At 67.8% G+C, this 23,169-nt stretch carries 21 protein-coding genes and 5 pseudogenes; 10 read left to right on the top strand and 16 right to left on the bottom strand.

Annotated elements, in window-relative coordinates; all coding sequences use genetic code 11:
- Window positions 1-254: 254 nt before the first annotated feature.
- The 4 genes from ACZ4SW_RS35470 to ACZ4SW_RS35455 form a co-directional block, all read right to left on the bottom strand.
- Entirely contained in the window at window positions 255-383 is a 129-nt protein-coding gene (locus ACZ4SW_RS35470) for a hypothetical protein (RefSeq protein WP_468253200.1), read from the bottom strand.
- A gap of 337 nt (window positions 384-720) precedes the next feature.
- Window positions 721-1,140 carry an AAA family ATPase gene (locus ACZ4SW_RS35465; protein ID WP_468253204.1) on the bottom strand — a complete coding sequence of 140 codons (420 nt, stop codon included), beginning with the start codon at window positions 1,138-1,140 and terminating at the stop codon, window positions 721-723.
- Window positions 1,141-1,370: 230 nt separating this feature from the next.
- The gene (locus ACZ4SW_RS35460) at window positions 1,371-1,739 is read right to left on the bottom strand and encodes an MmcQ/YjbR family DNA-binding protein (RefSeq protein WP_468253199.1); all 369 of its coding nucleotides are present in this window, start codon (window positions 1,737-1,739) and stop codon (window positions 1,371-1,373) included.
- Window positions 1,736-2,131 (bottom strand): MmcQ/YjbR family DNA-binding protein, encoded by a 396-nt coding sequence (locus ACZ4SW_RS35455; protein WP_468253198.1) that lies wholly within the window; start codon window positions 2,129-2,131, stop codon window positions 1,736-1,738. The genes ACZ4SW_RS35460 and ACZ4SW_RS35455 overlap by 4 nt, the downstream gene beginning before the upstream one ends.
- Before the next feature lie 128 nt (window positions 2,132-2,259).
- Here ACZ4SW_RS35455 and ACZ4SW_RS35450 point away from each other — a divergent pair, with 128 nt between their 5' ends.
- Window positions 2,260-3,192, top strand: a complete 933-nt coding sequence (locus tag ACZ4SW_RS35450) for a helix-turn-helix domain-containing protein (protein WP_468253197.1) — start codon at window positions 2,260-2,262, stop codon at window positions 3,190-3,192.
- Between the two features lie 178 nt (window positions 3,193-3,370).
- Here ACZ4SW_RS35450 and ACZ4SW_RS35445 read toward each other — a convergent pair whose 3' ends face one another.
- Window positions 3,371-3,637 (bottom strand): hypothetical protein, encoded by a 267-nt coding sequence (locus tag ACZ4SW_RS35445; protein ID WP_468253196.1) that lies wholly within the window; start codon window positions 3,635-3,637, stop codon window positions 3,371-3,373.
- Window positions 3,638-3,771: 134 nt separating this feature from the next.
- Between ACZ4SW_RS35445 and ACZ4SW_RS35440 the strand changes: the two genes are divergently transcribed.
- On the top strand, window positions 3,772-3,903 hold the full coding sequence (locus tag ACZ4SW_RS35440; RefSeq protein WP_468253195.1) for a hypothetical protein: 132 nt from the start codon (window positions 3,772-3,774) through the stop codon (window positions 3,901-3,903).
- A gap of 767 nt (window positions 3,904-4,670) precedes the next feature.
- Here the strand turns inward: ACZ4SW_RS35440 and ACZ4SW_RS35435 are convergent.
- The 3 genes and pseudogenes from ACZ4SW_RS35435 to ACZ4SW_RS35425 all read right to left on the bottom strand — a co-directional run.
- Window positions 4,671-5,551, bottom strand: a protein-coding gene (locus tag ACZ4SW_RS35435) for an IS5 family transposase (RefSeq protein WP_468253194.1) whose coding sequence is annotated in 2 segments (ribosomal slippage) — window positions 4,671-5,177 and window positions 5,180-5,551 — 879 coding nt in all. Because the reading frame shifts where the segments join, the coding sequence is not laid out codon by codon here.
- Between the two features lie 93 nt (window positions 5,552-5,644).
- Window positions 5,645-6,232: an SMI1/KNR4 family protein gene (locus ACZ4SW_RS35430; protein WP_468253193.1), complete on the bottom strand. Its 588-nt coding sequence runs from the start codon at window positions 6,230-6,232 to the stop codon at window positions 5,645-5,647.
- 49 nt (window positions 6,233-6,281) lie between these two features.
- Window positions 6,282-7,372, bottom strand: a pseudogene (locus tag ACZ4SW_RS35425) (ISL3 family transposase); the annotation flags it as partial.
- A 70-nt stretch (window positions 7,373-7,442) separates the two neighbouring features.
- Between ACZ4SW_RS35425 and ACZ4SW_RS35420 the strand changes: the two are divergent.
- Both ACZ4SW_RS35420 and ACZ4SW_RS35415 read left to right on the top strand, forming a co-directional pair.
- Window positions 7,443-7,934, top strand: coding sequence for a hypothetical protein (locus ACZ4SW_RS35420; protein ID WP_468253192.1), 492 nt, complete (start codon window positions 7,443-7,445; stop codon window positions 7,932-7,934).
- Window positions 7,819-8,571 (top strand): NucA/NucB deoxyribonuclease domain-containing protein, encoded by a 753-nt coding sequence (locus ACZ4SW_RS35415; protein WP_468253191.1) that lies wholly within the window; start codon window positions 7,819-7,821, stop codon window positions 8,569-8,571. Before ACZ4SW_RS35420 ends, ACZ4SW_RS35415 begins: the two co-directional genes overlap by 116 nt.
- Window positions 8,572-8,626: 55 nt before the next feature.
- Here the strand turns inward: ACZ4SW_RS35415 and ACZ4SW_RS35410 are convergent, their stop codons facing one another.
- A complete protein-coding gene (locus tag ACZ4SW_RS35410) occupies window positions 8,627-9,322 on the bottom strand; it encodes an SMI1/KNR4 family protein (protein ID WP_468253190.1) in 696 nt (231 codons plus the stop codon).
- Window positions 9,323-9,376: 54 nt separating this feature from the next.
- Here ACZ4SW_RS35410 and ACZ4SW_RS35405 point away from each other — a divergent pair.
- Window positions 9,377-9,726: pseudogene (locus ACZ4SW_RS35405) on the top strand (transposase); the annotation flags it as partial.
- A gap of 16 nt (window positions 9,727-9,742) precedes the next feature.
- Here ACZ4SW_RS35405 and ACZ4SW_RS35400 read toward each other — a convergent pair.
- The 3 genes from ACZ4SW_RS35400 to ACZ4SW_RS35390 all read right to left on the bottom strand — a co-directional run bounded on the left by ACZ4SW_RS35400 (window position 9,743) and on the right by ACZ4SW_RS35390 (window position 11,710).
- On the bottom strand, window positions 9,743-10,174 hold the full coding sequence (locus ACZ4SW_RS35400; protein ID WP_468253189.1) for a transposase: 432 nt from the start codon (window positions 10,172-10,174) through the stop codon (window positions 9,743-9,745).
- Window positions 10,175-10,182: 8 nt separating this feature from the next.
- Window positions 10,183-10,608, bottom strand: a complete 426-nt coding sequence (locus tag ACZ4SW_RS35395) for an IS5 family transposase (RefSeq protein WP_468253188.1) — start codon at window positions 10,606-10,608, stop codon at window positions 10,183-10,185.
- Between the two features lie 595 nt (window positions 10,609-11,203).
- Window positions 11,204-11,710, bottom strand: coding sequence for a MarR family winged helix-turn-helix transcriptional regulator (locus ACZ4SW_RS35390; protein WP_468253187.1), 507 nt, complete (start codon window positions 11,708-11,710; stop codon window positions 11,204-11,206).
- Between the two features lie 84 nt (window positions 11,711-11,794).
- Between ACZ4SW_RS35390 and ACZ4SW_RS35385 the strand changes: the two are divergent.
- A pseudogene (locus ACZ4SW_RS35385) lies at window positions 11,795-13,288 on the top strand (chloride channel protein); the annotation flags it as partial.
- A gap of 344 nt (window positions 13,289-13,632) precedes the next feature.
- On the opposite strand, the pseudogene ACZ4SW_RS35380 reads toward ACZ4SW_RS35385, so the two are convergent.
- A pseudogene (locus tag ACZ4SW_RS35380) lies at window positions 13,633-14,037 on the bottom strand (transposase); the annotation flags it as partial.
- Between the two features lie 15 nt (window positions 14,038-14,052).
- On the opposite strand from ACZ4SW_RS35380, the pseudogene ACZ4SW_RS35375 reads away from it, so the two are divergent.
- Both ACZ4SW_RS35375 and ACZ4SW_RS35370 read left to right on the top strand, forming a co-directional pair.
- Window positions 14,053-14,265, top strand: a pseudogene (locus tag ACZ4SW_RS35375) (IS5/IS1182 family transposase); the annotation flags it as partial.
- Window positions 14,266-14,958: 693 nt separating this feature from the next.
- On the top strand, window positions 14,959-16,215 hold the full coding sequence (locus ACZ4SW_RS35370; protein ID WP_468253203.1) for an amidohydrolase: 1,257 nt from the start codon (window positions 14,959-14,961) through the stop codon (window positions 16,213-16,215).
- Between the two features lie 190 nt (window positions 16,216-16,405).
- Here the strand turns inward: ACZ4SW_RS35370 and ACZ4SW_RS35365 are convergent, their stop codons facing one another.
- Together ACZ4SW_RS35365 and ACZ4SW_RS35360 are read right to left on the bottom strand one after the other, a co-directional pair.
- A complete protein-coding gene (locus ACZ4SW_RS35365; RefSeq protein WP_468253186.1) occupies window positions 16,406-17,080 on the bottom strand; it encodes an HAD family hydrolase in 675 nt (224 codons plus the stop codon).
- Window positions 17,081-17,276: 196 nt separating this feature from the next.
- On the bottom strand, window positions 17,277-19,094 hold the full coding sequence (locus ACZ4SW_RS35360; RefSeq protein ID WP_468253185.1) for an APC family permease: 1,818 nt from the start codon (window positions 19,092-19,094) through the stop codon (window positions 17,277-17,279).
- Window positions 19,095-19,470: 376 nt separating this feature from the next.
- Between ACZ4SW_RS35360 and ACZ4SW_RS35355 the strand changes: the two genes are divergently transcribed.
- Window positions 19,471-20,907, top strand: a complete 1,437-nt coding sequence (locus ACZ4SW_RS35355) for a sugar porter family MFS transporter (protein WP_468253184.1) — start codon at window positions 19,471-19,473, stop codon at window positions 20,905-20,907.
- Window positions 20,908-21,005: 98 nt separating this feature from the next.
- Window positions 21,006-22,091 carry an FUSC family protein gene (locus ACZ4SW_RS35350; RefSeq protein ID WP_468253183.1) on the top strand — a complete coding sequence of 362 codons (1,086 nt, stop codon included), beginning with the start codon at window positions 21,006-21,008 and terminating at the stop codon, window positions 22,089-22,091.
- 16 nt (window positions 22,092-22,107) lie between these two features.
- On the opposite strand, the gene ACZ4SW_RS35345 is transcribed toward ACZ4SW_RS35350, so the two are convergent.
- The gene (locus tag ACZ4SW_RS35345) at window positions 22,108-23,154 is read right to left on the bottom strand and encodes a glucose 1-dehydrogenase (RefSeq protein WP_468253202.1); all 1,047 of its coding nucleotides are present in this window, start codon (window positions 23,152-23,154) and stop codon (window positions 22,108-22,110) included.
- Window positions 23,155-23,169 lie beyond the last annotated feature (15 nt).

Here is a 23,169-nt window from a genome sequence, read left to right as displayed (position 1 = left end):
ACCAGATACGACAAGACCGCCACCTCCTACGAAGCGGCGGTCACCCTCGCGTCATTCCTGCTCTGGGCAAGATCCGTTTGAAGACGGACCCTAGTGCTGTGACCGGAAAGGTTTGCCGGGAAGCTCGCGGCGTCCGGTGCGGTACATCGCAAGGCGCAGCATCGCCCGCGTACTGGATGTACTCGGGTGATGCGACAACGCGGCGAGGTGCCGTGCCAGGCGTCGCGAGCCGGTGAACCTTTCCGGTCACAGCACTAGGTCGGCCCAAGCGCGGACTCCTGGGCGATGCGCACAGCCAGGCGTCGCATGAAGTCGTCGGTGGCGTGGTTGTCGTAGGTGCGGTGCAGGGCCTTCGCTTCGGCGCGCAGGAGATCTTCCAGCATCAGGACTGCCCTTTCCCCGGATCCGGGAGACCGATGAGGCGGCTGAGGTTCTGCAGACCGAGGTGCTCTTCACGAGAACCCTGACGCCAGCGAAGGCGACGCCTCTGAACCAGGTGAGCCGACCGGATCTGCCCCTATGATCCGGCATCTGCCTGGCGAGCCGTCGCCCAGTGCTCCTCGAACTCGCTCCGGCTGACCTCTTGTCTCGAGAGCACAGGGTCAAAGAGGTCCACGATCGGTGGATTGAACGGCCAATCGTCAGGGCCACTGCGCACGGCGGTTCCGTCCTTGGCCAGCTCCACTTGGCGAATCCGACGCCCATCGGACCCCACTTCCATCAGATATACGACCGGTTCATCGCTCTCCTCGTCCCAGCGACGCCGCAGGAACACGACGTCTCTCTCTGCGAGCGCACCGAAGCCTTCACACTCACGCTGGGCGTCACACTCGGCGCGCAGACCATCCAGTCCTGGAGGCATTCGAGGACCGTCGATGTCGACTTCCTCCAGGCCCTCATCCTGAGACCGGGCCACAGTGTCCGGGTCGGTGACCACCTCAACCCAGGCGAACGTTTCGAGGACCTCCCGCTTGGAACGACCCCTGGTCGGTGCGCACCGCCGCATCGGGTGCGCTCCGTGGCCGACACCGGCTCGAAGGTCAGGCCGCCGGCGTCCGCGAGGAGCCGGGCGATGGTGGTCTTCCCGACGCCGGGCGGGCCCCACAGGACGGCGGAGCTGAGGCACTGCTGAGCGACCATGCGGCCCAGTGGGGCGTCCGGGGCCAGGAGGTGGGCCTGCCCGACGACATCGTCCAGCCGGGTGGGGCGCAGGCGGTCGGCGAGGGGCCGGGCGGGCTCCTCGCCGAAGAGCGGCAGGGTCGGTTCCATCGGTCTCTCGGCTCGCTGGCGGACGTGTGCGGACATGACGAGCCTTGCACGAGGGTGCTGACACGCGTCGGCTCAGCCGCGCGTGGGGAAGCTCGCGGAACTCATGGGGCCCTGGGGCGGTCGCGTCGCGGCAGTCGCTCGACGGCCAGGTGGTAGGAGTCCTCGACCGCGTCGGTGACCAGTTGCTCGGTGATGCCGGGGCCTGCCCCGAGGGAGATCCAGTGGCGTTTGTCGAGGTAGCGGCCCGGTGTGATCGAGGCGTAGCGGCGTACTTGGGCGCGGGCGTGTTCGGGTTCGCACTTGACCGTAATGATCTGCTCGTCCGGGTCGTCGGTGACGATCAGGAACACCTTGCCCGCGACCTTGTACACGCCGAGTCCGGGGGTGAAGGGGTATCCGTGGCTGACGTCGGGGAGGGCGAGGGCCGCCTGGCAGGCGGTGTCTTGGAGCCGGTCGCCGGCCGCGCTCACCGGGCTGACCGTGTGCCGTTGCCGTAGGTGCGTGGGTCGACGGGCCGCTCGGCCTTGGGCAGGTGGGCCACGACGAGCAGGTAGGAGTCGGTGACGAGTTCCCTGACGAGCTCCTTGCCGACGTCTTCCCCGCCCTCCAGCGTGATCCAGTGCTTCTTGTTCATGTGATAGCCGGGAGTGATGTGGCTGTGGTGTTCCCGCAGAGCGAGGGCCTCCCCGGGGTCCGCCTTGAGGATCACGACAGGTCGGCCGGGGACCTCGGTCATCAGCATGAACACCTTGCCGCGTACCTTGAAGACCTCCCAGTCGGGGCCGAAGGGGTGCTCCAGCCGGGCTCCGGGAAGTTCTTCCGCGCAGTCCGCGGCGGTCTGCTGCAGGGTCGGTCCGTCCATGGGCGGTAGGCCTCCACGAGTGGTGTCGGAATGTGGCGTCAAAGGACGCGGAGGCACGCCACGCGGTCGCGGCGGCACGTCCCATCCTTCCCTCGAAGCCGGCACAGAGGGCAGTAAAATGCGGACACGTGATGGTCGGCAAGCGACACGACAGCCCGAGCGGACAGGCCGGGTCGGCCGCGGTTCCGCTGTACGGTTTCCAGCCCCCGGTCGGCACGCCGTACGGCCTGGAAGTCACCCTCATCGAGGACTTCTTCGCCCAGCACGACGACTGGCCTTGGAACCCGCCCCTGCCGGGGCGCGCCACCTTCCACTACCTGATCCTGGTCACCGAGGGTGAGTTGCTGCACGACGTCGACCACGTCACGCGGACCGTCGCCCCCGGCCAGTGGCTGTGGGTGCGCCCCGGGCACGCACAGTGCTGGCATCCGCCCGGCGCCGCCCGCGGCCCGTTCATCCTGTTCGAGCCAGGCGTGCTGACGGCCGGCACCGCCCGCCTCCTGGCCCCGCTCACCTCGCACGAGGCCCCCGCCGTGCTGAGTCCGCATCCCGACGACGCCGACTGGCTCCAGCAGACGGCACTCCAGCTCCTGGACGAACACCGCGCGCTCGGACGCCGCCCCCTCGACGTCCACCACGCCCTGCGCCGCAGCCTGCTCGAATCGCTGCTGCTGCGTCTTGCCAACTCCCCCGGCATCGCCCCAGCCGACACCACGGCCGGTACGGGGCATGGTGAAACCTACGGACGGTTCGCGGACGCCCTGGAGCTGCACTTCCGCGAACTGCACCGGGCCGCGGACTACGCCGAGCTGCTCGGCTGCTCGGTCCGCACCCTCAGCCGCGCCGCCCGGAACACCACCGGAAAAGGGGTCCGGGAACTCATCGACGAGCGGCGGCTCCTCGAAGCCCGGCGCCTGCTGGAAGGTGCTCGGTGGGACGCCCGGGCCGTGGCCGCGCACCTCGGCTTCACCGATCCCGCGAACTTCGGCCGCTTCTTCCGCGACCGCACCGGCCTGACTCCGGCCGCGTTCGCGGCCGGCCACGGGAGGACCGGTAAGTGAGGTGAGCGCGCGGAGGCCCGCCTCCCCATGGCCGACCAGGTTTTTACCGCAGTGCACCATCACGACCCGACCGGCCGATCCAGGGGGTTGAGCGCCTCGCGCAGGCACCGGCCAGTGACGCTGTCGGGACTGTCGGCGAGCTGCTCAGGGGTGCCGGTGGCGGTGATACGTCCGCCGTTCACGGCGCCGGGCGGTGCTCGGTGTTCCACCAGAGCGTCCAGGCCAGAAGCCGGGCGGTGAAGTCCTCGAAGCCCAGCAGCACTTCGTCCTTCGGACGGAAGGAGCGTTTGCCGGGGCGCGGCTGACGGGCGTAGCCGGGCAGCGCGGCCAGGAACATGCTCTCCACCGCCCGGTTCAGGCCCTCCACAGTGCCCTTGAGGTGGGGGGTGCAGGCGGGCAGGTCCTCCACCGCCACGTCCAACAGATCGAACGCTGCGGTCACCATCCTAGACAGGAAGTCCTTGCCACGGTCCACCCATACCTTCTCGGGCACGCCGCCGAACGGGCCGTAGAGGTCCTCACGCAGCAGGGCGGAGCGCAGCGCAGCAAGTACCGACTCCCGCGACGGATGCCCCCGGCGTGACCGCGACGGATGCCCCGGGCGTGACCGCGACGCCGGTGATCGCGTTCGTCGCGCAGTCGGTGAACCAGATGATCCACGGCCTGCGGGCCCTGCCGCCGACGTCGACCAGCACCACCGCCTGGACATGATCGGTCTCCCACACCTGGTTCCGCCCGCCCCACGACCAGGCCAGGAACACATCACGCTTGCACGCCGCCCGCTCCCCACCCACAAACCCGGCCCGCTCCCCCGGCGTCAGATCACGGCAGATCGCCCGGAGCAGCGTCGGAATCGACGGAGGAGACTCGCCCTCCCCCCTGACCGCGCGAGCGGTCAGCTCACCATGCACCGCCGCGACATTGCCCTTCCACAACCCCAGCAGAGCCCGGACCTCATCAGTAACCGTCAACCGCCCCGGAAACGCAGCCCCCTCCCCCGCTGCCCGGGCCACAGCCTCGTCCCGCTCAACGGCCGCCAGCCACCGCCACACCGCACGCTCCCACACCCCCAGCACGTCCGCCGCCGACCTCACCTGCCCAGTGGTTAGGCTCCCCTCCCACCGCAGGGCCAACAGACGGCACACCGCCAGCCCCCGCAACACCCGAACCGACACAGCCGGCAAAACCCCACTCGAACCACCACCCGCCCCTTCCGAAGCCAGACCCAACTCTCCCTGATCCACACCCCCGAGCACACCAACACCCACCAGCCAGGGAATCAGAACCCACAAAACTGAGACAACGACACCCCCCATACAACAAAGCCCAGAACAGCAACGCCCCCCAGCTCTCTCACGCCCAAAACAGTGACCCCACACCTCCAAACCGCCACCGACCAGCAACAACACACCCAGCCCCCCACCATCTCTCACCCCACCACCCCAAAACCAAGACATCGCACCTACTAGGGTCCGTCTTCAAACGGATCTTGCCCACAGCAGGAATGACGCGAGAGAGACCGCCGCTTCGTAGGAGGTGGCGGTCTTGTCATACCGGGTAGCAATGCCGCGAAAGCTCTTGAGCCGGTTGAAGCAGCGTTCGACAGTGTTGCGCCGGCGGTAGATCTCCCGGTCGAACTGCGGCGGGCGACCGCCGTCACGGCCCCGGTTGCGGCGGTGGCGTTGCTGGTCCCGCTTCTCCGGAATGGTGTGGCTGATGCCGCGCTTGCGGAGGTAGGCGCGGAAGCCGCGGGAGGCGTAGGCCTTGTCCGCGACCAGGTGGTCTGGTCGGCAGCGCGGTCGGCCCGGACCGATGCGGGGCACTCGGATCCGCTCGAGAAGCGGACGTGCGCAGACGCCGTCGTGACGCTGACCGGCCGTGAGCATGACGGCCAGCGGCCGTCCCCGGCCGTCGCAGGCGAGGTGGATCTTGGTTGTCAGACCGCCTCGGGATCGGCCGAGGGCGTGATCATCCGGTTCGTCTTGCCGGAGGGTCCCCTTTTTCGGCCCGTGGCCCCAGCGTGCTGATGGGCGCGGACGATGGTGGAGTCGATCTGGACCAGCCAGTCGATGTCTCCGGCCGCATCCGCCCGGGCCTGCATCTGCTGCAGGGCCCGGGTGAAGACGCCATCGAGGGCGTAGCGGCGGAAGCGGGTGTAGACCGTCTTCCATGGCCCGTAGCGTTCGGGCAGGTCACGCCAGGAGATCCCGGTCCGGATCTTGTAGACCATGCCGTTGATCACCCGGCGGTCCTCCACCCGCGGTCGTCCCGTTTTGGCCCGCGGTATGAGTGGAGCGAGTAACTCCCTCTCTTGGTCGGTGAGTTCATGACCGCGTACCACACCACCATGATCCACCATCTAGCGATCTTTGAAGACGGACCCTAGTCCAGGGGGGAGGGACCAATGGCTTTGTCCATGAGAACGGGTTCTTGCTCAGGTTCTGTGGAGTGGTCACGGCGAGTGAGCGAACTGCTGCCGAATCGGATGCGCTCGGAGCTGGGGTGAGGTGAGCTCCAGAGCCCGGTTGTCCTGTCCGGCAGCCATGCGGTCAAGCCATCGTTCATACCAGGCGAGAAAGTCCGGGGCTGAGGAGACGTTCGGGCCCCAGAAGCCGTCTGCGTTGCCGATGAGCATACGCCCGGTGAGAGGGCCGGTTATGCCTATGAGGACGAGATCGCTGCATCCGCGTTCGATGACGTGTAGGAACAGGTCACCACGGCGGGTGGGGCGGTAGGCCCGGCTGAATCCTCTTGAGCCCGTGCTGGCGTCTCTGGAGTTCATCGTGAAGAGCGTGCAGTCCCCCAACGGCATCAGTCCGTAGTACGGAGACGCACCACTGCCGCCCATGTTGGTGAGGAAGTCTCGATAAGGCTGCGGAAGTTCCACGTCATGCTCGGCCTGAAAGGCATCTGCCTGACCTTTGGTGAGACGGGGGCCGAGACGAAATTCGTGCCGCTCCTCCCCAAAGGAGTGGCTTCGGTTGGGCGCGTAGGGGATGCGTGCCAGCTTGCGTCGCAACCGCGGGATACGGGAGTCCATGCGAGCTCTTCTCTCGTGTCGCCAGCAATCTATCGCATGGCACCAGAGCTCATCCTGCGAGCAGGACTCGCTTCCTCAGCAGCTGGAAGCCTGCCCGGCCAAACATCTGGCGCTTGAGCATCTTGATCCGGTTGACGTGCCCTTCAACAACGCCAGAACTCCACGGCAGAGTGAGGCCGGCGATGACGGCGTCGCGGTCGATGCCCGCGGCCAGGGTGTGGAGGCTGGGCAGGGCGTCTCGCCGGACGGCGTCGAGCCAGTCGGGCAGGCGCTCGCCCTTGCGCTCGGTGAGCATGGTCGCGAAGGAGCGGGCGTGCCCGGTGAGGGCGTCGAGTTCGGAGCAGTGCGTCCGGACAGCCTTGAGCTGGAGTTACTCGGTCCCGGTGAGGGCGTCCGTCCGGCGGAGGATTCATCCGGCGACGGTCCGGGGCGAGGGCGGCCGGGCGGTCACCGGCTGCGGCGAGGTGCGCTTGTCGTGCAGGTAAGCGCGAACGCGCTGGTAGCTGCCCTTGTAGCCGAGTGGCACGACCTCCTCCCACACGTCCAGGCGTTGGTGCAGCCCTTGCTCCAGCGGTCGTCCAGGTAGGGCGGCTTGTAGTCATCGAGGATGGAGGGCCGGTTCTGCCACTGGCCGATGAACAGCTCTTCCGGCGTCGTGGCTTCAGCGAACTGCTTGACGGTGCGGTAGGTCATCCCGAGCTGCCGCTGGACCGAGCGCCGGCTGTGTCCCGCCGTCAGCAGTGCATGGACGGCAGCATGTCTGGCCCGGGTCCGGTCGGCGAATCGGTGCCCGCGCGGCCAAGGAGAACCGGACGAGTCCGCGGCCGGAACAGCCTTGGGTCCGGGTCCGGGTCCGGGTCCGGGTCCGGGTTCGGGGACCAGAGCGCGGAGGCAGCGACGGTGCTGGGCGACGCTCCGCTCGGTGGCCTCGCTGAGGTTGTGCCAGAGATGCCACCGGTCCGCGACCTGGACGGCCTGCGGTGCACCGGCGGTGGCGCCCTCGGCGAAGAGGGGCGCCCGGTCGCGGCATACGACCTCGACGCCGGGCCGATCGGCGAACCAGGCCGCCAGGCTCGATGCCTCCCGGTCGGGCAGTAGGTCGACAGGACGGCGGGGCTCGAAGTCGACAAGAACGGTGCCCCCCGGCGTCGTCACCAATCCTCTTCCTCGTTCGGGTTCCCTTGCGGCAGACGGTAGGTGCACGGAGGGCTTGAAGAACGGTGAGGGTCGTCAGTGCGTCACGTTCAAGCCGCTGACCACCCCTCACCCGTTGACGCGAGCCGCAGTGGCCACAGACGGTCTGATCACGCCTCTTGTTCCGTGGTGTGCTCAGACGGGCCTGACGCAGACCTACACGATCGAACGCCGCGAAGGCTGCCTGGCGTTCACCACGCTCGTCAACTGGACGAAGAAGGATCCCGAAGGCAACGCTCAGACAGCCCATGCGGCGTTCAACGTGTTCGTGGAGGCGAAGACGGAGAACAAGGCGACGTTCACGGAACGCATGTCCATTGTCGCTGTGGACATGGACACCGATCTTGGTGGCGTGTCGCTGGACTACTGGGACACCCCGTGCACCCCTAGCTGTGACGCCACGTACACGAACAACTGGACCGGAGCAACGTGGACGAGTCTCGCGGACAAGCACTGGGCCTCGGCGACGAAGGCGAATACGTGGACCGCCGACAGCCGGCACGTCTGAGTCGTTCGACCGTGGCGTGTTCCTGAGCTTCAAGGCCGAAAGCCCGGAGTGGAAGGGCCTCCTTCCCGTGGACAAGCCGGAAATCTCGCTGTTCGATCAGATAGGTTGCGACAACTCAGTGTCGGTTCCCGCTTCGGGAGGAACTTCCGTCGCATCCGGGCAGCGCGCAGTACGGCAAGCCGCTGCACCGGTAGAGAGAAAGCGACGTAAGGCAGAAGAACAGAGGAAAGATCTGCCCAACCTCCTACACGACGAACACCGAAGCGACACCCGAAGTGACAAAAACAGCCCGGATGGCCGTCAGTGCGACGAGTATCCGTTTGCCGCCACAAAGGAGAGTGGCGGCCAATCCGTGACCGGCGGAGACCAGTGCGTCCAGCTGTATGCGAAAAAGAGTGACAGTGACGGTAAGTGGCGCCTGTATCCCGACGACCGCCCCGACGTCCCGCGCCGACGTGGCAGGAAGTGTGCCGAAGGGCTTCGATGTCTGCCAAGCAGAACGAAGCAGCAGGCCGAGGACTCTCGGCCTGCTATACGAAGGCGCGGATGGGCGACGACGATCCCTTCTACATCGCCGCTCCTGGGCTGGAGGACTGCCGCCCCGATGAGGTGTACGTGGTCCGCCCGTAGGGAGTAGTCGACAGAAGAATACAGAAGGGCCCCAGTGTGTGTCATATTGGGGCCCTTCTGTTTCAGGCGATATCCCAGTCGAGGACTGCTCCGCTGCCTTCTGCCCGGATGCGCGGCGCATATGTCAACCCCAGCCTGCAGCGGGACAGGGGTTGGTTCGTCTCGAGCGATGTCACCATGTCTTCGCACATCGTGCGCACGCTGTCCCACGCGATCCGGAAGCCCGGGTCGTCGTGGGCAACATCGAGGACATTTCCGTACGTTGGGCCGTGCCGGTGGTCGACGACCAGTTGGTCGCCCGATATGTTCGCGCCGATCGGGACCCACTTGACGTGTGCGTTTCCCGGCGCGGCGGTCAGCCCCAGGTCCTCTCGCAAGTAGTGCGTCTGCCCGTCACCGGTGATCTCTATTCCGTCGGCGATGACGAACATCGTGACAGCATCATCATTGTCCTCTTCGAGGCTCCACGCGACCAGTTGTTCCATCTCACGCTGGCCGGCCTTCATGTTCTCAGCCGGCAGGATGGAGTATCCGCCGGGCAGGATGTACCCGGCGTTGCCCGGAAGGCCGAATGTGATGCCGTTGTGCCACTGCAGGAGTGTGACGAGGTCGGGATGAAGATCGAACCGGTACTCGGCGATCTTTTGGATGTCGTCCTGTGCGGCGGGCGTGTTCAAGGCTGCGTAATCCGCGGTGGCGTTTGCTTCCAGCCATGCGTCGAGCCGCTCCAGAACTCGGGCGAGGTGGTCATCGGTCATGCCGACGAGCTTAGACATCGTTTCCTTTGGTGCTGTTGGGTCGTTGTGTGGTTTGTGGCAGACCTGGTTGAGCGGCTGGTTCCGAGCGAGTTGTGGGTGTTGTTCCGTCGGGTGGTGCCGCCCACGGAGATCAAGCGCCCGCAGGGCGGCGATCGGCGGCGGACGGGTGACCGCGAGACGCTGGCCGCGATCATCTTCGTAGCCACTTCCGGCCGCACCTGGCGGCAATCACCGCCGGTCTTCGGTCCCGCCTGGCCCACCCTCTACCGACGCTTTGCCCGGTGGAGCCAGGACCGGGTCTGGGCTCGGCTCCCCGTGTCCTGCTCAATGAGCTTGGCGGCCGAGGCGACTTGGACCGGTCGCGGTGTGCGATCGACTCCGTCAGCCTGAGGGCGGCAAAAGGTGCCCCTATGGTCTTCGTCAAGCGGTGACCGGGATGGGCGACTGGTAGAAGGTTCCGTCCCGGAGCATGGCGAAGAGCACGTCGATGCGGCGCCGCGCAAGGCAGATGACCGCGGCGACGTGGTGTTTGCCTTCCCGGCGTTTCTTGTCGTAGTAAGCCCGTGAGTCCGGCTGCGAGAGGGAGGCAAAGGCTGCGAGGTAGAAGGCTCGTTTGAGCTGTCTGTTGCCTCGCCGAGAGGAATGTTCGCTGCGGATGGAGGTGCCGGATCGGCGGGAGGCGTACGCCTTGTCCGCCCGCACGCGGTGGGGCCGGGTGCGTGGTCGGCCCGGCCCGATGCGGGGCACGCAAATTGCCTTCAGGACGGGCTCGAACTGCGGGGAGTCCCCGCGCTGTCCGGCCGTGATGACGATCGACATGGGATTCTGGCCCTGCTCAACGGCCAGGTGCAACTTGGTGGTCAGGCCGCCGCGCGAGCGTCCGAGGCTGTGGTCGTCCGGCTCGGTGGCGATGCCGCCGGGCGGCTCCTTTTGCAGGTCCCCCTTTTCCGCGCCCCAGCGGCGTGCTGGTGGGCGCGCACAACGGTGGAGTCGACGTTGGTGTCCCAGGTGATCAGGTTCTTCGCGTCGGCCTGAGCTTGGAGCTCGGTGAAGATCCGCTTCCAGGTGCCGTCCCGCTGCCAGCGGCGGAACAGGTCGTACACCCGACCCCATGGCCCGTACCGCTCCGGGACATCCCGCCACTGCGCCCCGGTCCGGGTCCGCCAGCGTATGCCGTCGATCAGCTGCCGCCGCGTCCATATCGGCGGACGTCCCGGCTTCTTGCCCTTGGGCAGCAGCGGCTCCAGGCGAACCCATTGTGCGTCCGCCAGATCTCCACGTGCCACCAATCAAGATCAGCCCAGGTCCAAGATCCGCTTTCGATACACGCCCTAGGAGGGTGGTGACCTTAGCCATTGAGATCTGCTCTCGCAGCGACGTGGGTGGCGGGAGCCCGGCTGCTGGCGCTGGCCGCGGTGGCGCTGACGGTGGTGGGCCTGGCCGGGCATGCGGCTGGCGGGGTGTGGCTGACCACGACGGTGGGGCCGACGGCGTACCTGCTGCTGGCGCATCGCGAAGACGAGGCGTCGCGGCTGCGCAGCTCGCTGCTCGGGCCACGCCGCCGCGACCGGGTGCGGGCTGGCTTGGCTGGCCGTCTTCGGGCTGTGAAACCCCTCGGTCGCCGAAGAGCACCGTGACAGCCTCGCCCAGATCGCCGCGCAGGCCCTGGCGGTCGGGACAACGCTTGTGCTGCTGACCGTGCTGCACGCGCTCATCCGCCCGCCGCCGCGACCGCTCTGCTCATCTCCTCCAGTATCGCCCGGCCCGGCCCGCCGCTGTGCGGGATGCTGGCCGGCCTGGCGCTGCTGATCGCACTGGCGGCCGTGCTGGCCCATATCCCAGGCGCCCATCCGAAACGCGGGGCCCCGGGCGGAGAGTGAGTCAGTCCCAGCCGGGCAGCAGCAGCTCTCCGTAGGTCCCGGGGGCGACCTGTGGTTCTCCGGCGGCGTCGGCGAACGCCTGCAGTGCCTCGATCATCGCGCTGCGGCGCTCGTCGGGCATGGCCTCCACGATGCGGGTGATCTCCTCTTGGCGGCGCTGGGTCACCTGGCGGACCACGCGCTGCCCGCCCGGGGTGAGGGCGAGCTTCGCGGCGCGGCGGTCGGCCGGGTCGGTGGTGCGCTCCACCATGCCGGCGGCGATGAGCCGGTCGGCCATGCGCATGGCGGTGGAGGGGTTGACCGCCAGGTGCTCGGCGAGCCGGGAGAGGTTGACCGGCCCCCCGGCCTCCAGTACCACCAGCATTCGGAACTGCGGCACGGTCAGTGTCTCCCCCACCGCTGCCAGCGAGCGGGCCGAGACGGCGACGAGCGCTCGGGAGGCGGTGACGACGGCGGCGACCATCTCGGTGACGTCGGCGGGTGCGGGGGCCGGTTTCGCTTCGGACATGAGTCCAGTTCTACCCGGTCGGGCGGGACGGCCGGACCCCACCCCCATTTCCCCGCACCAAGCAAATTTTGCATAATGCATGGTATGAGTGACACGGTCCCCCCTGCCATATCCACCCCCGCCGCCGGTCATGCTGCGCCGGTGCGGCCCCTGGCGACCCAGCGCGGCCTGCGGCGCGCCTGGAGTGCGCTGCGCGAGTCCAAAGGCGGCCTGCTTGTCCTGTCCCTGCTGGTCGGAGCAGGAGCCGGTGGCGGTGCGGTGGTCTTCCGATGGCTGATCGAGACCTTCACGCTGCTGCTGTCCGGCCACGGCGACTACTCGGCCGCCGGCCATGCGGCCAACCCGCATCTGCCCTGGATGGGCCGCTACTTCGTACTCGCTGCTCCCGTGCTGGCCGGGCTGGTCTACGGCCCGCTGGTCCATCGGTTCGCCCGGGAAGCCCGCGGCCACGGCGTGCCCGAGGTGATGTACGCGGTCGCCCGTCGCGGCGGCCGCATCCCGTCCCAGGTCGCAGCGGTCAAGGCGCTCGCCTCGGCGCTGTGCATCGGCGGCGGCGGCTCGGTCGGCCGCGAAGGGCCGATCGTGCAGATCGGCTCCGCCCTCGGCTCCACCCTGGGCACCTGGGTCAAGGTCGCCGAGGACCGGCTGCGCGTCCTGGTGGCCTGCGGTGCGGCCGGCGGCATCGCGGCCACCTTCAACGCCCCGCTGGCCGGCGTGTTCTTCGCCATGGAACTGATCCTTCGCGACTTCACCGCCGAAGCCTTCGGCATGGTCGTCCTCGCCTCGGTCACCGCCAGCGTCATAGGACGCGCCTCCTTCGGCAACGCCCCCTTCCTCGACCTGCCCCCCTTCCATGTCCAACACCTCGTCCAGTACGCATTGTTCGCACTGCTCGGCCTGCTCGCCGGAGTGGCATTCAGCAAGGTGCTCTACCGCATCGAAGACGCCTGCGACGCGCTCTGGCGGGGCCCGGAGTGGGCGCGTCCCGCGGTCGGCGGTGCTCTCCTCGGCGGCCTGCTGCTGGCACTGCCGCAGATGTACGGCGTCGGCTACCCCGTCCTTCAGAACTCCCTGGCCGGCCGATACGCGCTGCTGTTCCTGATGGCCCTCTTGGCCGGCAAGATCCTCGCCACCTCACTCACCATCGGCATCGGCGGCTCAGGCGGCGTGTTCGCCCCCAGCCTGTTCATCGGCGCCATGCTCGGCTCCGCCTTCGGCCAGACCGCCCACCACCTGCTGCCGCACCTCGCCGGACCGGCCGGCGCCTACGGCCTGATCGGCATGGGCGCGGTCTTCGCCGGCGCCGCCCGCGCCCCCATCACCGCCGTCATCATCCTGTTCGAACTCACCGGCGAGTACACGATCATCCTTCCCCTCATGGCAGCCATCGTGCTCGCCACCGGCACCAGCCGCCTGCTCACCGGCGAGACCATCTACACCGCCAAACTCCGCCGCCGCGGCGTCGACATCGACACACCCGCCCCCGGCGCCCCCGCCGTGGCACTGACGGTCCGCGACGCGATGGAACCCACTCCCGGCGCACTCCCGGAGAACACCCCCCTCGCCCAAGCAGCCGACGGGTAGACGCCCGGTACGTCCTGTCCGGCCCCTACTGGACAGACGTCCAAATCGACTCCGGCCACCGCACGTATCACCTCGACCTGCCCTGCAACTGACAAGGCGGCACCACGGAACGCGGGGCGTTCCCAACACCTTGGTGGTGGGAACGCTTCCCGCTGCCGCGAACACGGCCTCGCCGTCGGGTCAGGGCCGACAGCGGCGAGGAGGATCCCGCCGGGCCCACTTCGCGTCCGACAGATCACCACACGCGCCTGGCTACTTGCTCCTGAAAAAGCGTTTGGCCTGGTGGCCGCCCTGTTGCTCCGGGGTCGTTGCTGTGCCGAGTTGAGGCGCTTCCGTCCTCACTGGCCACTGACGGTCATCCGGTGGAGGTTGTAGGCGAAGATCCCAAGTCCGGCCCAGGTCTGCGCGCCCGCCAGGCGGCGCAATCGGGTGCGGCGGAAGCCGAAGCTGCGTTTGAGGTGGCTGATCCGGGCTTCGATGCCGACTCTCCAGTTCCGCATCCGTCGGAAAGGGCGGGTGTGCTCGTACTCGCGTCGCGCCTTTCCCGGTGTTCCGTTGCGTTGGAGGCCGATCCGCTGAACGCCGAGTTCGGCCAGCGTCCGATCGTTGGCGGCCGTGCCAAAACCGCGGTCGGCGACGACGGTGCCGGGCGGTCGGCCAGTCAGCGCGGCCACTCGCTCGACCGAAGGCACAAGCTGCGGTGCGTCGGGCGGGTTCCCGCGGTGGACTTGGTGGTCGACGAGATCCCGGCCGTGGCCGGGGCCGTCGGCCGGCCACGGCGACGGCCGGACATGGTGTTCGCGGACCGCGGCTACGACCACGACAAGTACCGGCGACTGCTCTGGTCCCGCGGCATCCGTCCATTGATCGCCGAACGCGGCCAGCCGCACGGCTCCGGCCTGGCCGTCTTCCGCCGGGGGGTCGAACGCACCATCTCCTGGTTCCACGGCTTCCGCCGCCTGCGCATCCGATGAGAACGGCGAGACGATATCCATGAAGTTTTCCTCGGCCTCGCCACCTGCCTCATCACCTACGTCGTCGGGGATGGCCTCCAGGTGCGGCGGACGCCGACGGCTGCGACCGTATTAGTGAAGGCAAGTAGCGACGGGCATGGACGGAGGCGGCCGTCGTGCCGTGGCGGATCCTTCGCTCCACAGGGAGCTGGTCGAGCACTGCGAGACGCACAGGTGGGTCGTCGTCTTGCAGAAAGGGCAAACACGCGTCAGCTGGAGCACACAACATACACACTGTGTGTGGTCTCAGGCACCAGTCAGCTGCACACGGTCCTGTATGTGGTACGCAGCCAGTTTGCCGGCGCCATGGCACCCGAAAGGCGATCCGGTGACCAGCCAGCTTGCGGGACGTGCCTCTCCGCCCCGGGGTCTTCCGACAGCCGCCTTCTCCGTCGCCGTTCTCTTGCGCGTTGCCCTCTGTGCCGCGGCGCTCGCGATCCACCGGGTCAGGCGCTCACAGTTCCGGCAGATATCGCAGCGATCTCGTCTTCTTCACCTTCGTCGATGGCCACCCGATCATCGGCCGCCATCTCAGGCGACGGCGACTCCCGACCCTCGGCGCTGTGCCCGCAGAGTCGAGGAAACCGATGCGCCCCACCGCCTCGCAACATCACATCGCCGTAGCAGGAAGGGTTACGAAGGGCCCTCATGATGACTACATCCGCCACTGAGCAAGTTCTGGCGGGCCTGGATGCCACCCTGATCCAGGACCTCGAAGCGCTCTATCAGGACCTGCACGCCCATCCAGAACTGTCCTTCGAGGAGCACCGCACGGCCGCCGAAGTCTCCCGCAACGCAAGGGAGCTGGGTTACGAGGTCACCGAGGGCGTGGGGCGGACCGGCGTCGTGGCCAAGCTGGTGAAAGGCGAAGGCCCGACCGTGCTGTTGCGTGCCGACTTCGACGCGCTGCCCGTCACCGAGCGGACCGGACTGCCCTACGCCTCGACGAACGAGGGAGTGATGCACGCCTGCGGCCACGACGTGCACGTCACCTGCCTGCTCGGCGCCATGGCGCTCCTCGCCGGCGTGCCCGAACAGTTGTGGTCGGGCACTGTCCTGGCCGTGTTCCAGCCCGCCGAAGAGCTCGGCCAGGGCGCCCAGGCCATGATCGACGACGGTCTGTATGCCCGCTTCGGCACCCCCGACGTCGTCCTCGGGCAGCACGTGATGTCGATCCCGGTCGGCACGATCGCCTGCCACCCGGGGCTCGCCTTCGCCGCCACCGACGCGCTCAAAGTGCGCATGTTCGGGCGCGGGGCACACGGGTCGATGCCAGAAGCGGCGATCGACCCCGTGGTGATGGCCGCCTCCACCGTGATGCGACTGCAGACCGTGGTCTCCCGCGAGATCGCCTCCAAGGACCGGGCTGTGGTCACCGTCGGCGCACTGCAGGCCGGGACGAAGGACAACATCATCCCGGACGAGGCCGAACTCCAGCTCAACATCCGCACCTACACCCCGCAGGTCCGCGCGACCGTCCTGAACGCGGTCGAGCGGATCGTACGCGGGGAGGCGGCGGTCGCCGGGGCGCAACGGGAGCCCGAGATCGACACAATGCACACCTTCCCGCTGATGTTCAACGACGAGGACGCGTGCGCCCGCGCCTTGGCCGCCATCGGTGACGTGGTCGGCCACGACAAGTTGAACGACCCCGGCGCCTCCTCCGGCAGTGAGGACGTCGGCGTCTTCGGCACCAGCGCGAACGTCCCGGTCTGTTACTGGCTGCTCGGCGGCACAGACCCCGACGCCTTTGCCAAAGCTGATGCCGCAGGCACCAGGAACCGGGACATTCCGCAGAACCACTCGCCGTTCTTCGCGCCCGTCATGGAGCCCACCCTCACCAACGGCGTCACGGCGCTGACGGCTGCGGCCCTCGCGTGGCTGGGCCCGGCCGCACACCCGGCGTAACAACTTGTGCGATCGCGGGAGCCAGCGAACCGCACAGCGCCAGCGAGGGCTTCATCCGGATTCCTCCTTTTTGGCGTATTCGGGTCAGACGGCGGTCCCATGCCAGCACGCCGCCGAGCATGCCGTTGGCGCACACCGCGCACACCCCGCTCAGTCCATCGCCTGGGTCACCTCGACATATGGAGCCCCGTCATAGGCCGGGGAAGGGTTCCAGCAGGGAGTCCAGGACGTGGTCGGGTGCCACGGCCTTCAGCGCTTGAGCGGTGTAGTGGCCGCTGGCCACGGCGACAGCGGTGGCGTTAGCAGCGTGCGCAGCCTGTACGTCGAGCGGTGTATCGCCTACGACGTACACGTCCTGGACCGCCAAGTCCCTTCCGTGCAGCCGGGCGGCCTTGGCGATGGCCAGGCGGGTCACTTCCGTCCGGTCGGGAGAGTCCGAGCCGTAGGCTCCGAAGACGAAGTAGCGGCCCAGGTTCGCGGGCTCGAGTTTCGTCCGCGCGGCGCCTTCCATGGCTCCGGACAGGACCCCCAGGATGATCCCGGCGTTCGCGATCTGCGTCAGTGTCTCCTCGACCCCGTCCAGGACTCGGTAGTGTTCTGAGGTCCGGATGTCATCCGACAGGTGCCACAGGTAGGCGGCGTACAGGCGGGCCATCTCGTCGTGGTTCGGATCGCGGCCGAGCACTGCTCGGAAGGTCTTCCAGCCAACCTCGGGATCGGTCTCGCCGGCCGATGTGTGCTTTCCGATGTCGGCGGCGACTCCGTGCAGTTTGTCGAAGGCCCACGCCCAGCTGCGTGCTCCAGCTCCCCCGGTGTGGACGAGGGTTTCGTCGATGTCGAACAGCACGGCGATCGGTGCTGCCATATCTGTTCTCCTGTGATCAGGGGCGACGGGTGGGAGCCGTCGCGGCCAACGCGATCTCGGGAACGTTGCTGCGGATGTGCTGCCACCAAGTACCAGAGTGCCCCCTGTTCAGCGCGGTGGCGACTCGGCTCCGGCCCGTAAGGTGACGCGGCGGAGTCGGCCGGCCATCGGGGGTAAGTCAGCCGTCGTTGTCCGGTCACAGGTCGAGGTGGTACGGGAGGAGGCAGATCACCGCGTTGGTTCGGGAGCTGAGCACGGTGGCGAGCAGGATGCCCCGCTGGTTCTGCAGAATGCGGTAGCGGCGGTGACGGGGTTCGACTTGCGGGATGAGCACGGCGACCTGTTTGCCGTCGCTGCAGGCTCGTTCGACGTACCTGACAACGGGGTGAACGAGGGAGTGGTGGGGGCTGTCGATGATATGGAGCCGTACATCCGTGGGGTTCCACTGGTCCCAGGCGGCGCGCATGGCGTCGGCCCCTATGCGATCGGAGAAGACTGCGACGACGTCGACCGTGTCACCGAGCGAGAGTGCGGCGGCGACAGCGCGTTCGGCGACAGCGTCGACCTGGCCCAACGGGACGATGACCAGGCTGGGAGAACGCGTTGGGGGCCTCGGCGTCCGGCCTAGTGCGAGCTTGGTGCTGGCTTTGGTGTAGTAACGCTGGATCCGGGCGAACAGCAGCATGAGCAGCGGCAGCGTCACAACGACGAACCACGCGCCCGCGAGGAATTTCGTGGCGAGCAGGACGGCGCCTGCGACGGCGCTGAGCACGGCTCCCATGGCGTTGATCAGCACGCGGGGCACCCACCCGTGGGGGCGTTGCGTCGTCCAGTGCCGCACGAGTCCGAGCTGGCTGATGGTGAACCCGAGGAATACCCCGATGGCGAAGAGCGGGATCAGCCGCTGTGTATCGGCATTGACGGCGATCAGCAGGATCAGGGAGAGCAGGGCGAGGGCGACGACCCCGTAGCGGTGCACCGGCCGTTCGGAGCGCAGGGCGAACAGGTGGGGCAGCCGGTTGTCCTTGGCGAGCAGACTCATCAGTACGGGCAGGCCACCGAAGCTGGTGTTCGCGGCCAGCCCCAGCGCAAGGGTGACGACGAGGCTGGTGGCGTAGTAGGACCAGCCGGTGCCGTAGGCGCCGGCCGTGAGCTGGGCCAGGATCGTCACCCCCGCGTGTGGCGTCACATGGTCGCGGCGGATCAGCACTGACAAGCCGATCAGTAGGACGCCGAGCAGCACACCGAGCATGAGCTCCGTGTGCTGCGCCCGCCTGATGCGCGGTTGACGGAACATCGGCACCGAGTTGGCGATGGCCTCCACGCCGGTCAGTGCCGAACACCCTGACGAGAATGCCTTCAGCAGCAGGAGAATACTCAGCGCCTGGGTGGCGTGTACCGACTGAGGACTGCCGATTGCCGCGACCGGATGGGAGCGGAACAGACCGACGACGATGACGCCGAGGATGCTGACGACGAACAGCACCATGGGCAGCATCAACACCCGCGCACTGTCCGCGATGCCCCACAAGTTGACAGCGGTGAGCAAGGCCAGACCGACCACGCACACGAGCAGCAGGTGTGAGGCGAGAACAGGGAAGGCCGAGGCGAGGTTGGCCGCGCCTGCGGCGAGGCTGACCGCGACGGTGAGGACGTAGTCGATCACGAGGCCGGCGGCTGCCAGCAGGCTGGTCTTGGCACCGAGGTCCTTCTTGGCCACCGCGTAGGAACCCCCGCCATCCGGATGCACGGCGATGACCTGGCAGTATGAGATGACGAGCACGCCGAGCAGCGCGGCGATGACGAGTGTGATCGGCAGCGCCGCGGCGATCGCCCCGGACCCGGCGGCGGCGAGCACGATCACGATGGCCTCCGGGCCATAGGCGATGGAGCTCAGCGCGTCCAGCGAGAGTGCAGCAAGCCCCTCGATGCTGGTGATGTGTGCTTTACCGCCTTCGCCGTGGCGCTGCGGGACCTTCGGGTGAACCTTCCTGGATGCCAGGCCGAGCGTCACCGCAACCTCACGTCGTCCATCGTGGCCCCCTCCGGTCGGCACCCCGGCCGGGAGCATTGCGTTTCCCTGGACCTTTTGTTGTGTAGGGGAATGATCTACCGGCACCAGGTCGCCGACAGAGTTGCCAGGACCGTTGTTCGCTCGCTTGGCCCATGGCTGGCGCACTCCGAACGGACCTCTACCAACTGGCAGTAACGCCTCGCCGAGACGAGTCAGTGGGTGCACTGCTCCGCCGGGGGCCAGCGTTGTTTCCAATGCGGCGAGTCTTGCCCCATCGACCGTATCGAGCCAAGAAAGTAACACCGACGGACTCGTCGTCGGCGTTTCCAGTCGTCTGCGTAGGCGAGCGATTCCTCCTGCTGCGAAGGGGACGCGCATGGTCCAAGGTTTCTCCAGAGAGCCGGGCACCGAAGGGCCCCTGGCCGAAATCTCGGAAGGGGGCCGTCGGCGAGTCTGGCGCTGGGCAGCGGTTATCGCGCTCGGCGGTTTTCTGTTCGGATTCGACACCGGCGTGGTATCCGGTGCCCTGCTGTATATCAAGCGCGACTTCGGCCTGAGCGCATTCGAGCAGGGCAGCGTGGTAAGCGTGCTGCTGATCGGGGCTATGTTGGGCGCGGTGGCCGCTGGGCGTATGGCGGAGAACCTGGGCCGCAGAAAGGCGCTGGGAATCGAGGGAACGGTGTTCCTCATCGGAACCGCGATCCTGGTAGCTGCTCCCGGTTACGGGGCGCTGCTCGTCGGCCGGGTCGTGCTCGGCCTGGCCGTGGGAGCGGCGTCGGCAACTGTTCCGGTTTATCTGTCGGAGGTCTCGCCGAAGGAGATCCGCGGGCGTGTGCTGACCCTCAACCAGTTGATGATCACCACTGGCATTTTGATCTCGTACTTCGTCAACCTCCTCTTCGCGAGTGGTGGGCAGTGGCGTGGGATGTTCGCGGTCGGCGCACTTCCGGCCCTGGGGATCGTCGCCGGAGCGTTGTGGCTGCTGCCGGAGTCGCCTCAGTGGCTGATCCGTCACGGCCGGAGAGACGAGGCCCGGGCGCTGATCGTGTCGGTGGCCGGTGAGGGACGAGCCGACCACTTGATCGAGCAGGCGCAACGCCGGGAAACCGAGGAGCATCGGAGCAACTCCCCAAGGGCAGAGGGGTGGCGTGTCCTGCTGGAGCCTAGGGTCCGGCCCGCCTTGATCGTGGGACTGACGCTGGCCGCTGTGCAGCAGTTCGGTGGTATCAACACGATCATCTATTACGCGCCGACAACCATCGAGAACACCGGACTGAGTGCATCGAACTCCATCCTGTACTCGGTGGCCATCGGCGTCATCAACCTGCTCATGACGATTGTCGCGATCAGACTGGTCGACCGTGCGGGGCGACGCCGCCTGCTCCTGGGTTCCCTGGCCGGCATGCTGGTGATGCTCGCATTGCTGGGACTCTCTTTCGTGGTCGGCATGAACGCGCTGCTCTCCCTGCTCTTCATGGTGGTGTACATCGCTGCGTTCGCCGTGGGTCTGGGGCCCGTCTTCTGGGTGCTGATCGGCGAGATTTTCCCCCCGCCTGCCCGTTCCGCAGGCTCCAGTGCCTCCACGGCGGTGAACTGGATCTCGAACTTCGTGGTCAGCCTCGTTTTCCTGCCGGTGGCGAACGTGATCGGACAGGGGCAGACCTTCTGGGTCTTCGCGGCTGTCTGCGCCTTCGGGCTGTGGTTCGTCAGCCGGTACGTTCCTGAGACCCGGGACCGCGACTTCGAGCAGGTCGATGCCGCATTGCAGACTCGCTTCCGCAGGCGTCCGCGGGTCGGAGCGGAGGCCGGTTGAGGCTGCGTCTACGTGCCGGCCCCGTGGGCAGGTGGCGGCGCGCAGTGGTGCGCGCCGGGTCCCGGGCGTGGGCACGGGTGGCCGCAGGCGCGTGGCCGGTGCTGCAGCAGACGGCCGCTGCGAGCACGGCATGGGTGATTGCCAGGCACGTTGTTCACCACCGGCAGCCGTTCTTCGCCCCGGTCGCCGCTGTCGTCGCGCTCAACGCCTCGCGGGGAGAGCGGGGCACGAACGCCGTGCGGCTGGTGCTCGGAGTCATCGTCGGCATTCTTGCTGCGGATCTGGCGATGTCGGTGCTGCACCACGGGTACGGAGCCCTGGCGGCGGCAGCCTTCGTGGCCATGGTGGTCGCGCTCGCGCTGGGGGGCGAACGCATCGTGATCGCACAGGCAGCCGTGAGCGCCATCCTTGCCGTGGCCGTAGGTGGCGGGGCCGGGCCGCAACGACTCGTCGACGCGGTGATCGGATCCGGTGTTGCCCTGGTGTTCAGCCAGCTGGTCTTTCCTGCGGAGCCGGTCATGTTGCTGCGCCGAGCCGAATCTGCGGCCCTGGCGGGCATCGGCAGCGTCCTGCGCCTCACCGCGCAGGCCCTGGAACGCGATGACGACTCGCTCAATGACCAAGTGGCCCAGCACCTGCACAGTGCCCGGGACCTGCTGATGGACCTCGCTCGGGCTCGCGAGAGCAGCCGTCGCATCATTCGACACTCACCCGTCTGGTGGGGACGAGTGACTCCTATTTCGCGCGAGAGACACAACGCGGAGCGGCTCGATCTGCTGGGCAGCAGCTGCCTGATGCTCGCCCGTATGGCCACGGCCCACCGGATGGATGACGGCGAGGAACTCGCCGCGTCTGCCCCGGACGTGCGCGAGCTGGCCGGCGAGCTCGAGGAGCTCGCTCGCACTCCGGGAGATCACGAAACCCGTCGACGCGCTGCCCACCGTGCGCTGAACGTCGTGCACCGGCTCGCGGCACGGGAGCATGGAACCGGGCGCCCCACCGCCCTCCGCATGGCGGTACGCATGGTGGCCACGGATCTCATGGCTTTCGCCGGCGTCGACGCGGCACAAGCCGTCGACATCGCCCGGGCAGCTCCGGAAGACCCGGGCGAGCTGTCCGTGCCCGCCCCTCCGTCAACCCTGTGGACACGCTTGAGAGGAAGGCGCCGCAACTCGCACCCGTAACAGACGGCGCTGCGCATCAGGCACGAAGATCCACGACGACCTTCACGTCGTCGCCGGATTTGTGCAGCCCCTCGGAGAACCTGCTCATGGGCACCCGGCGGGTGATAATCCGCTCCAGCCAGCCCAACTCCGTCTTGGCCAGCGCGTCCGCAGCCTGCTGGTAGTTGGGGCGGCCGGCATTGACCGAACCGAACACCACCGAGTTCTCCAGCACCATCTCCTTGTTCATCTCGTCCAGTCCTACCTCCGCCTTCCTCGAACCGGAGGAGATGCCGGTCAGGCAGATGACCGCATCGGCCGCCACCAGCTTCGTCAGCGCGAAGACCAGGGGACCGGCGCCCGTGCATTCGATGGCCACGTCGGGCACCACCCCGACGTCCTGTATGTCACCGGTGTGGAAGGTGGCGCCCAGATCAGCGACCAGGCGGCCCTTGGGGCCGCGGTCGTTGAGGTCGAGGACGTGCGTCTCGAGGCCTCGCTGCACCGCCAGCAGCGCGGCGAACAGGCCGATCGGCCCGGCGCCGGTCACCAGCGCCACCTCGGGCCGCCAGGAAGCCCGGGCGAAGATCCGCTCCGTCTGCTCCCATGCCTTGGCCAGCACCGACACGGGCTCCAGCAACACCCCGCAGTCCCCGAGCCGGGGATCAAGCTTGACCGCGTACTCGGGTTCGATGCGCCACCGCTCGGAGCCGTACCCATCGCGCCCCTTGATTCCCCGCTCGGTGTACTGGCCGTTGCGGCAGAAGTCCCACTCACCATGAGCGCAGGGCCCGCACGGCACGGGGTCGGGACGCCGTACGATGCCTGCCACCAGGTCGCCAGGTGCGAACCCGCTGCCCTCGGGCGCTTCCAGGACTTCACCGAGGGATTCATGCCCCACCACCAGACGGTCGTGGCCCGGCGGCGGCGTGCCGTAGCCCCCTTCCACGATCTCCACGTCCGTCCCGCAGATGCCGAGCAGTCTTCCCTCGACCAGCAACGATCCGTAGTCCGGGTCGGGCTCGTCGACGTCGCCGGTCATGACCCGATCCGGTTCACCGGGAACGACAGTGATCGCCTTCATGCCGATGTCCTCCTG

This window comes from Streptomyces sp. NPDC028331, assembly GCF_055565775.1.
Note: the sequence above shows the minus strand (reverse complement) of the source record. Positions and strands in the feature narration are given on the sequence as shown.

Bases quoted from the DNA above. Each gene is read 5' to 3' on its own strand.
- ACZ4SW_RS35465 (WP_468253204.1), bottom strand. From the start codon at position 1,140: ATGGTCGCTCAGCAGTGCCTCAGCTCCGCCGTCCTGTGGGGCCCGCCC.
- ACZ4SW_RS35410 (WP_468253190.1), bottom strand. From the start codon at position 9,322: ATGACCGATGACCACCTCGCCCGAGTTCTGGAGCGGCTCGACGCATGG.
- ACZ4SW_RS35430 (WP_468253193.1), bottom strand. From the start codon at position 6,232: ATGGACTCCCGTATCCCGCGGTTGCGACGCAAGCTGGCACGCATCCCC.
- ACZ4SW_RS35345 (WP_468253202.1), bottom strand. From the start codon at position 23,154: ATGAAGGCGATCACTGTCGTTCCCGGTGAACCGGATCGGGTCATGACC.
- ACZ4SW_RS35455 (WP_468253198.1), bottom strand. From the start codon at position 2,131: ATGGACGGACCGACCCTGCAGCAGACCGCCGCGGACTGCGCGGAAGAA.
- ACZ4SW_RS35365 (WP_468253186.1), bottom strand. From the start codon at position 17,080: ATGGCAGCACCGATCGCCGTGCTGTTCGACATCGACGAAACCCTCGTC.
- ACZ4SW_RS35470 (WP_468253200.1), bottom strand. From the start codon at position 383: ATGCTGGAAGATCTCCTGCGCGCCGAAGCGAAGGCCCTGCACCGCACC.
- ACZ4SW_RS35355 (WP_468253184.1), top strand. From the start codon at position 19,471: ATGGTCCAAGGTTTCTCCAGAGAGCCGGGCACCGAAGGGCCCCTGGCC.
- ACZ4SW_RS35390 (WP_468253187.1), bottom strand. From the start codon at position 11,710: ATGTCCGAAGCGAAACCGGCCCCCGCACCCGCCGACGTCACCGAGATG.
- ACZ4SW_RS35370 (WP_468253203.1), top strand. From the start codon at position 14,959: ATGACTACATCCGCCACTGAGCAAGTTCTGGCGGGCCTGGATGCCACC.
- ACZ4SW_RS35445 (WP_468253196.1), bottom strand. From the start codon at position 3,637: ATGGTGACCGCAGCGTTCGATCTGTTGGACGTGGCGGTGGAGGACCTG.